Origin of the sequence: Microcystis sp. LEGE 00066 (assembly GCF_015207925.1) — a bacterium.
GTDB lineage: Bacteria > Cyanobacteriota > Cyanobacteriia > Cyanobacteriales > Microcystaceae > Microcystis > Microcystis ichthyoblabe_A.
In genome coordinates this window covers 1-9098 of sequence record NZ_JADEVX010000173.1, presented here as the reverse complement: position 1 = coordinate 9098, position 9098 = coordinate 1, and the positions used below count along the sequence as shown (strand labels likewise).

Here is a 9098-nt window from a genome sequence, read left to right as displayed (position 1 = left end):
TAAAAATTTTGTTAGAATTTCATCCAGATTTATGAGTTGAAATCGATTTTTCATGGACAAAGTTCTTAAAACCTGTCTATCTCCAGCGTTGGATGATAATTATCTGTCAAAAAATAATGCTTCTACACAAGTTCTCTATTTAAATAAGAGAATTTTATCTGAATTTTTTTCAAAATGAGAATTGCTGATAGGTTCCCACCGCAGTTAAAATTAGACCACCACCGAGATAGGGCAGGGCCTTGGGGATAACATTGGGGCCGATAAGTGCTTGGCTTTTAGCCTCGCGTAAAGCTTGGCGAAAATTACTGGTATTACTCATGGTGACTAGGTTCGAGATACTTGTCTCAATCAATCTTGTTAAACAGAAACTATTCTTGATTAGTTCGTCAAGAATGGCAAATCGGAGGGAAGAAAAAAAGGTAAATTTTTTCCCCGGCATCGATTCCCTCTTGATTGTAACGAAAAGACTAGGGATCGAGCTAAGTAGGTAGGTGTTAAAAATTGTCAGATACCCCCCTTATCAAGGGGGGATTAAGGCGGGATCGGCACCCCCCTTATCAAGGGGGGATTAAGGGGGTATCGAACCGAAAATCTATTTTCACCCCTCTTGACGGATCAAGTTACCGTAAACCCAAGCCCGATTCAAGGCGATTATGTCCCATAAACTGGATATTTCCTGTTTTTACTAACTACAATCTTCAGAGCATACCCTGACCTAAAGCCAAACCTGTCACCAACATTCCTAACACTAGAAAAGGCTGGGCGCTGGCTTGATATTTGACATCATTTTTGAGCGGATCCCGCAGAAAATACATATCTTGGAAAGTCATCTGAGGGATAATTAATAACAGTAAAATAGCGGCATAAAGATTCTGATGAATACTAATGAGATAGCCCGCAATTCCTGCCTGAAAAACATCGATCATAATCACACAAATCCAAGCTGCAGTGGTAATTCCAAACATAACTGGCAAGGATTTTAAACCTAATTTTTCGTCACCTTCCACACTTTTAAAGTCGTTAACCACAGCAATACCTAAACCCGCCAGACTATAGATGAGAGTTAGGATCATAATTGTCCCATTTAACTGACCAAAAAGGGCGTGACCTGCCCACCAAGGTAATGCTATATAACTAGCACCGAGGGCATAATTACCCAGCCAACCATTTTGTTTTAATTTTAAGGGCGGCGCTGAATAAATATAGGCAATAAAAGAACCAAATAGGGTTAAACAGAGCATAATCGGGAAATCATGACCAGCCCAGCGATCAAGAAGATAAGATATTCCTAACCCAGCTGCTAATAAAACCAAAATCTGACCGACTACTTGCGGAATAGAAATTACCCCCGAAGGAATTGGACGATAGGGTTCATTAATTGCATCGATTTCTCGATCGTAAAAATCATTTAAAGTTTGGGTATAACCAGTCATCAATGGACCGGAAAGTAACATACAGGTGGCCGCTTTTAAGACATCTTCTAAAGACCAAGTATAATTACCCGACGAAGCAGCCCCACAGACAACCCCCCAAATTAGGGGAATCCAAGTGATCGGCTTCATCAATTGTAAGCGGATTTTCCAGAGGGAGGTTTCTGCCGATGAGGCCCCTTTCATGCCCAATAATTGGCGAGTTTTGGCCGCTCGCTCATCCTTGTTTTCTATCTCGCTGTTCGACATAATCCCTTAAAAAGAAATAATTAAGTAACCGTCTTGGAATTTTGCCCCTTTTACCGCTCGTCCGGTCAGAGGCGGTGGTACATCAATATTACGCCGTTGATCCCCGGCTTCGATGGTTAATTCTGGACCCGATTGCGTCAGTTTTACCTGTTTTTTCTCGAATCCGGGTAAATAAACCTTGACCTGACCGGCTGCCGTATCGATTATTAACGGTTTGGGCGGCTGCACCGTGAGAAAATTGGGTAACTCGGCGATTAACTCCTGCCAATCTTCTCCTTGACGGTCGGGTAAAATCGCCGCTGGCAGCGGGGCAAAATCCTCCGTAGCACTCTGACAGCGATTAAAAATCACTCCCCCCACATTTAAACCGATTTGCTGCGCCCCACCCCAAAGATATTTGGACTCTGCGATCGCAATTGGATCATCATTGGTGACTAGATAGGCTAAAACTCGCCGAGGATCGGCTAAAGCGGAACGTCCCTCGTCTAGAATGTTATTATCGACCTTCTTCCCTAAACCGTCGGGATTAAAGGAGAAATTCAGCACGGCGGCGGCGATTGGTTGGAAAAAGGGAGAAAGGGTGCGACCAATCTCAGAATCGCTGAAAACCTGGCGAAAACGCCGTGAATACCAGCTGCCCACCTCTGGAATCGCCAACATTCGCAGACTGTTGATATCTCCGCTGCCGTCGTAGATGATGACATCGTAATTTCCGCTTTTATCCTGTTCCCGCAGGAAATTTAAGGCTAGAGCTTGGTCCATTCCGGGTAAAACGCCCAACTCTTGACCATAAACATTTTTCAAGGTGGGAGAACGCAAATACTGCTTTTCCAATTCCTTGACTTCTTCCCAACTTTTTTCTAGTAAATTTGTACTACTAAGCTGCACAACCGAGAGATTGGGGGCAATTTCCGTAATGGAGGAGCTAGGGGAGGCCTTGAGGAGTAATCCCCAAGCAGGGCTAGGATCCTGACCGACCAAGAGAACTTTTGACCCCAGACCAGCCATTTTCTTTGCCGAAGCGATCGCTATTGTACTGCAACCGCTGCCCCCCTTGCCCAAAAAGGTCAAAATTAAGGACATAATTAATTCCTAAGCGTTATATTTAGATGAGTTTGAGTTCATCTTCAAAAAACCAAGTAGCGGTCTTATCATCGAACTGGACAACAGCACCAACACCGCTGCCATCGGTCATCTTAAAATTTTTGATGACACCCACTTTACCCAATTTACCCGCTACGTCCGAGTTAACGCGGTCTCTTAAGCGACAGACCTTGACTTTTTGCCCGATTTCCATTACTTCCACAGTTTTAATAAGACGATAATTCAATAAACCAATCCTAAGTTTAATATAAATTCGTCTAAGATAAACCCCCCAATGCTCTTCAGTTATCGGTCTTTCTCAGATCATCTGCACTTAGCGATCATATGTACTAAGCAATAGGACAAAATCAACCTCCTGGTTAGGATGGGCAAAAGGCAAATCAAAAAGGGGGTTTTATTTGGTTTCTGGGGCAGAATTTTGCAGATTTTCCAGTTGTTCTCTTTGCTTGCGTTTAAACTCCTCGGCCGCTTGGTTGATATTATTGCGAGTATCTTCCTGAAATTCCGATCCGTCCCGGCTACGGCGAAAATTACTATTATGAATCAAGTCTAAAGGATCAAAACCACCGAGAGCATCCCTGCCATCGGAACTACGTTCATTTTTTTGATAATCCGGCTGACTGGGGTTCAAGCTTTGAGCTAACAATTGCGGATTAAAATCAGCGCCGACTAATAGAATGGTAGCTAGAAATAAAGACGATTTGATTAACATTTTTTGAGTATTCATAATCTAACTAACTCCTCAGAAAATTATCTTGTTTTTGGTGGTGAGAAAGTCACAAGCTTATCAGTGAACAGTAAACTGGTAACTGATAACTGATAACTGATTTAAGCAAAACGACGACGAAGTAAGGGCTGAATTGCTAAAAGGATTAGCAGATCAAAAGCTAAGAGCAGGGCTAAAACTGTCAAGAAATTGAGGTCAAGCCAAGGGGTTTGTAAGACTATGCTATCAAAAGACCAGTGCTGATTGAAATAAATATAACGGATCGGTTCGATCGCATAGGTGAGAGGGTTGAGACTAGCGATTACTTTTAACCAATCTGCCATAAAGTTTAAGGGAGCGAGGGCGGTACTGGCAAATAAAAGCGGTAAATTGGTGACGAAAATGACGGCGATTAATTCGATATGTCCGGGGAGAGCAAAGGTTAAACTGAGACTTAAGGCAGTCATACCCAAAACTATTAGGAAAACAATCAAAGCGATCGCACCTAATCCGGCTAAACTGGGTAATCCGGCCCCTAAAAAGGCACTAGCGGCCACGATCGAGGCGGTTTGGATGAAACTGAGGGCGATAATATAGATGGTAGAAGCGGCCACGATCGAGTAACGAGTGGTTAAAGGTGCTACCAAGAGACGGTTAAGAAAGCCAAATTCTCGATCGAACATTACCGGCAAACCGGCATTGAGGGCCCCAGAAAAAGCGGTAAAGACAATCACTCCGGGGGCGAGAAATTTAGCATAACTGAGATCGTTGCCGAATAGTCCCTGGGGAGCCTTATAAAACAATGCCCCGAATAAAATCAGCCACATAAAGGGCTGAATTACCCCCGCGATTAGGGTTGAAGGACGACGTTTTAATTGGATGAACAGACGTTTAGTCATGGCCAGAGTTTCTTGCAGAAATTCCCCTAGCACATTTCCCCCATCGTCCACCGTTGCTGCTCTAGTGGGATTGGGGGCTAAACTAGCTTTTAAGGAAGAAGGTGTGATGGTTTGGCTCATGAAATATTTACCTCTAATGCAGTCTCAACGAGTAATTTAGATAGTCAACAGTTTATAAGTGATCAGATGGCTCTCTTGGGGTCCCGGTGATCAGCAAATCCTCTCGAAAAAAAGGCTGACACCCTACCACTTCTCCAATATACAAGGGGTGTAAACCATGGGGGAGAAGAATGTAAATATTTATTGAATTGTAGCGTTTAATACAATGCGGAGGGGGGGAAGTGTGTACCCTCTTGAATGTTAGGTTCGCTGGTCATTGTTTTGGGTTGCCCTATCCCTTAACCCAAATCTAAATGTCCTAAGCACTCAAATCATCTACCATTAACCCTTTTCTTTTCATGAAAATAAAACAACTCTGCTTTGTCTCTGGAGTTGCCCTGGCGACTCTGGTAACGGCTAGTGCGGCACAGGCTGCTTTGGTGGTCGTCCCTCCCGGCTTGAATCCGGGCGATCAGTACCGTTTGGTGTTTGTTACTGACGCCACACGGAATGCACAAAGCACCGACATAAACACCTACAATACCTTTGTCACCAATCAAGCCACAGGAGGAACCCCAGGGATTGATACGGCTCTCGATACGGCTTTAAATGGGGCAGGATTTGACCTTAGTACGATTACTTGGAAGGCGATCGGTTCTACGAGCGCAGTCGCTGCCCGTGATAATACAGGTACTAATCCATCGAGTACGGGTGTTCCCATCTACCTTATAGATGGCAACCGGGTGGCCAACAATAATGCCGATCTCTGGGATGGGTCTCTCCAACACCCAATAAATCGAAATAACCTGGGGAATGGAAATTTGGAGCAGTATGTTTGGACAGGATCTGACTCAGCAGGGCTTAAGGAGCTTGAGTTGGGCGCTGGGAGTGTTTTGGCGGGTTTTACTACTGATGATGGGAACTGGATCTCCACGAAGATCATCTCTAACTCCAACCCTAACCCTATGTATGCGATGTCGAGTGTGTTGACCGTGCCCGGAAATCAGCCAAATCAGCCTGTAACTGTCCCCGAACCCACGAGCCTTCTTGGTTATATAACCCTGGGCGGTTTAATGCTAGGAGGTGCTGTCCGCAAAGCGAGGAAATAATGCCTACAAGAGAGAGGAGACGCGGGTTTTCTCTCTCTTTTTTAGGGGGTTTTATGGGAAGATCGCTATGGTGCCATCCCGATCATCTTGACATCCTCGCCGCCCTAAAAGTGCGGCGATTCCTAAACCTCACGATTTAAGTTTCTGCTTCCACCACCGTCGCATACCACAGTTAAAAAACCATGTACTGTCTTACACAGAGTCCACAGACTTTCGCCCCATTTCAGAAGCCCGATTCCGTGTGTCCCACGGTACGTTGACCGCCTATAGCTTCTTGTACTTGTTGCGCGCGACTTTTTACCCGGCCAAGCTTTTCTGGTCGGAACCCCCTAAGCCGAGTTTTCAAGGTGCTGCGCCGTCCACTTGGTTTTCGAGACTGGCCTTTTAATTCTAACGTAAAGCCAACCTAGAACGGCGGGGTTTCAGACCCAAAATTTCCGATGAAACGAGACTCGATATTTTACCGGCTTTTCCAACAATCCCCCTCCCTTCTCTTCGATTTACTGGAAAACCCACCCGATAATGCCACCGAATACCGCTTTGACTCCGTAGCCGTCAAAGAACCCAAATTTGAGATCGATGGCGTATTCCTGCCACCCGATAATGATAGTAGCGGGGTGATCTATTTTTGCGAAGTGCAATTTCAAAAAGACGAACGACTCTATGAAAGGGTTTTTGGTGAATCATTTTTGTATTTCTACCGCCAGCGAGAGCGATTTACCGATTGGCAAGTTGTTGTCATCTATCCAAACCGTAACCTAGAACAAAGCAATGCTCATCCCTACCGGGCGCTGCTCAATTGTCCTCAAGTTCATCGAGTTTATCTGAAAGAATTAGGGGAAATTCAGCAGTTACCGTTAGGGGTTGCCTTGATGGTACTCACTACTGTGGAAGAAACCCAAGCACCAGAAAAAGCCCGCTATCTACTGGCACGAACCCAAGAGCAAATTCGAGATACAGAAGCCAGTCGCGCCATAATAGAAATGATTGCCACAATTATGGTCTATAAATTTACTAACTTGAGTCGGCAGGAGGTGGAAGCGATGCTAGGACTACAATTGGCAGATACAAGGGTATATCGTGAAGCCAAGGAAGAAGGACGACTGGAAGGACAACTGGAAGGACGACTGGAAGGACGACTGGAAGGACGACTGGAAGGAGAATCTGCCCTGATTTTGCGTCTGTTGCAACGTCGCTTTGGTGCGGTAGATGAGGTATTGGCTGCCCAGATTCAGTCTTTAGAAATCGAGCAATTAGAGTCCTTGGCTGAGGCTTTGTTGGATTTTACAACTTTAAACGACCTAGTGCTTTGGCTAAATCGCCCCTCGCAACCGCTTAACTAAACTTAGTCAAACCTAAGCCACCTGAAAGGCTGAGTTGGGAAATTTTGATTGCCAAATATCCATCCCTGACGATGGGTGACAAGGGCAATTCTTGTCAGAGGGCAGATAAAAGTTTATGCGGATGGCGAGACTCGAACTCGCAAGGCGTAAGCCACACGCCCCTCAAACGTGCGTGTCTACCAGTTCCACCACATCCGCTTGATTTTAGCTTAACCAATATAGCACAGAAAAAAAATAATCTGCAAGCAAATTTTAAAAATTACTGCCGCACAACCTTCGCGCCACCTGAGTTAGTACGGATAAACCTTTTAGGGAACCTTGAATCAAATGGAAGGCCGGGACAGGACGGATTAACATTTGTCGAGCTAGGGGCAATGGTAGCAGCTGACCTTGATTATCAATTGCCGGGGCTAAATCGGGTAAATCCTGTGTCACCTCGTCGCTAATCACGCGCACAATTGCCACTTTTTGCCCCGGTAAAGCCGCTAAAATCCTTGCTCCTTCCATATCGACCACCTCATAGCCCCCTTGTCCTAAACGTCGTTTTTCCTCGGATCGGCTAATCAGGCGATCGCTGGTTAAACCTTTAACGAGACTATATCCGGTTAATTGGGCGATTTCTGCGGTTATTTCCGGTTCGCACTGCCAATAACTCCCCTTTTCTGCGCCACAACCTTGATAGATTACCCCATCTCCGACCTGATAGCGATCGCTGAGACTGCCCGCTAATCCCAGCATCACAATTTTTCCTGTAAACTTATTAAGAAATTCTAGAGATTGCCTAGAGACTGGGGAACTGTCGAGGAATTCTGGAGCGCCAAGGTTAATCGGGATAATTTGCGGGGCTAAATCGCCGATTTTCCTTAATCCTCGACGGATTGAGCTATGCTCGGCCCCCCGGGGAACGAGAATAATATCTTCAGGTGTGAGCATGAAATTTTTGAGAAAGTTTCCTAATTAGTCCATTGAGATGTTATAAATAATAGTAGTGAACTAATTAGGAATAATTCTTAAGTAAATGGCCCCGCCACTGACTGGGCGATTGTCTTTCTCACCATGAAAAAGTCTGTCATTCTGCGTTTATCCGAGGTTAACAAGCGTTTTCCCGCTGCTGCTACTCTAGCTGTCGATAATATCAGTTTTAGTTTAACAGAGGGCGAAATTCTCGGATTATTGGGTCCGTCGGGTTGCGGTAAAACCACTCTACTGCGGATGATTGCGGGATTTGAAAAACCATCTCAAGGAGTGATTGAATTGGGAGGGCGAATAGTTGCCGACGAAAAAACCTTTATTCCCCCGGAAAAACGCAATACGGGCATGGTTTTTCAGGATTACGCTCTTTTTCCCCATTTAACCATTGCTGACAATATCGCCTTTGGGTTAAAAAATTCTGGGGAGAAATTATCGAGCAGAGCCATTAACGCCAGGGTGGCGGAAACTTTGGATTTAGTCGGACTGCAAGGACTAGAAAAACGTTATCCCCATCAGCTATCAGGAGGACAACAGCAAAGAGTCGCCCTCGCCCGCGCTTTAGCCCCAAAACCCTCTTTAATCCTCTTAGATGAACCTTTAAGTAATCTCGATGTGCAGGTCCGGCAACGCTTACGACACGAGATCCGTCATATCCTGAAAGCGACTGGTATCTCGGCCATTTTTGTCACCCACGACCGGGAGGAAGCAATGGTGATCAGTGACACAATTGCGGTCCTTTGTCAAGGAAAATTAGAACAAATTAACAATCCCGAAGAAATTTATAGTCATCCGGCCTCGCGATTTGTGGCCGAGTTTGTCACCCAAGCTAACTTTCTCCCCGCTAGACGGGAGGGGGAACAATGGCAAACCGAGATAGGACTCTGGACAATTCCTGATGGTCAAGATTTGGACAAAGGGGAATTGATGCTAAGAGAGGAAGATGTCAAAATTAAGCCGGATGAGACGGGAGAGCTAGTTATTTGCGATCGCCAATTTTTGGGGCGGGAATACCGTTATTGTCTGCTAACGGCTACCGGCAGCCAAATCCACGCTAGAACAACGATTAACACCCAATTAGACATCGGTACAAAGGTAAAACTATCGATTATTCCCGATAGCGTCCGTGTATTTGCTGACTGATAACTGATACTAAATCCTATTTAAGGGGTGTGGGGTGTGGGGTGTAG

At 45.3% G+C, this 9098-nt stretch carries 9 protein-coding genes, 1 tRNA gene and 1 pseudogene; 3 read left to right on the top strand and 8 right to left on the bottom strand.

Going from position 1 to position 9098, the window contains the following annotated elements; all coding sequences use genetic code 11:
• Nucleotides 1–187: 187 nt before the first annotated feature.
• From IQ224_RS18845 to IQ224_RS18820, 6 genes and pseudogenes are all read right to left on the bottom strand, one after another.
• Nucleotides 188–439 (bottom strand): annotated as a pseudogene (locus tag IQ224_RS18845) (hypothetical protein); the annotation flags it as partial.
• Between the two features lie 259 nt (nucleotides 440–698).
• Nucleotides 699–1679 (bottom strand): chlorophyll synthase ChlG, encoded by a 981-nt coding sequence (gene chlG / locus IQ224_RS18840; protein WP_002742486.1) that lies wholly within the window; start codon nucleotides 1677–1679, stop codon nucleotides 699–701.
• 6 nt (nucleotides 1680–1685) lie between these two features.
• Nucleotides 1686–2762, bottom strand: a complete 1077-nt coding sequence (locus IQ224_RS18835) for an ArsA family ATPase (RefSeq protein ID WP_002742484.1) — start codon at nucleotides 2760–2762, stop codon at nucleotides 1686–1688.
• A gap of 22 nt (nucleotides 2763–2784) precedes the next feature.
• Complete coding sequence (locus IQ224_RS18830; protein ID WP_002742483.1) at nucleotides 2785–2976, bottom strand: DUF2862 domain-containing protein; 192 nt, start codon at nucleotides 2974–2976, stop codon at nucleotides 2785–2787.
• Nucleotides 2977–3177: 201 nt separating this feature from the next.
• Nucleotides 3178–3510 (bottom strand): hypothetical protein, encoded by a 333-nt coding sequence (locus IQ224_RS18825; RefSeq protein WP_002742482.1) that lies wholly within the window; start codon nucleotides 3508–3510, stop codon nucleotides 3178–3180.
• A gap of 101 nt (nucleotides 3511–3611) precedes the next feature.
• A complete protein-coding gene (locus IQ224_RS18820) occupies nucleotides 3612–4508 on the bottom strand; it encodes an ABC transporter permease (RefSeq protein WP_002742481.1) in 897 nt (298 codons plus the stop codon).
• A gap of 338 nt (nucleotides 4509–4846) precedes the next feature.
• Between IQ224_RS18820 and IQ224_RS18815 the strand changes: the two genes are divergently transcribed.
• Nucleotides 4847–5596, top strand: a complete 750-nt coding sequence (locus IQ224_RS18815; RefSeq protein WP_002742480.1) for a hypothetical protein — start codon at nucleotides 4847–4849, stop codon at nucleotides 5594–5596.
• A gap of 440 nt (nucleotides 5597–6036) precedes the next feature.
• Nucleotides 6037–6939 carry an Rpn family recombination-promoting nuclease/putative transposase gene (locus IQ224_RS18810; RefSeq protein ID WP_002742476.1) on the top strand — a complete coding sequence of 301 codons (903 nt, stop codon included), beginning with the start codon at nucleotides 6037–6039 and terminating at the stop codon, nucleotides 6937–6939.
• Nucleotides 6940–7055: 116 nt separating this feature from the next.
• Here IQ224_RS18810 and IQ224_RS18805 read toward each other — a convergent pair.
• Both IQ224_RS18805 and IQ224_RS18800 read right to left on the bottom strand, forming a co-directional pair.
• Nucleotides 7056–7137, bottom strand: a tRNA-Leu gene (locus IQ224_RS18805).
• 54 nt (nucleotides 7138–7191) lie between these two features.
• On the bottom strand, nucleotides 7192–7872 hold the full coding sequence (locus IQ224_RS18800) for a hypothetical protein (RefSeq protein WP_002742474.1): 681 nt from the start codon (nucleotides 7870–7872) through the stop codon (nucleotides 7192–7194).
• Nucleotides 7873–7995: 123 nt separating this feature from the next.
• Here IQ224_RS18800 and IQ224_RS18795 point away from each other — a divergent pair, with 123 nt between their 5' ends.
• On the top strand, nucleotides 7996–9051 hold the full coding sequence (locus tag IQ224_RS18795; protein WP_002742472.1) for an ABC transporter ATP-binding protein: 1056 nt from the start codon (nucleotides 7996–7998) through the stop codon (nucleotides 9049–9051).
• Nucleotides 9052–9098 lie beyond the last annotated feature (47 nt).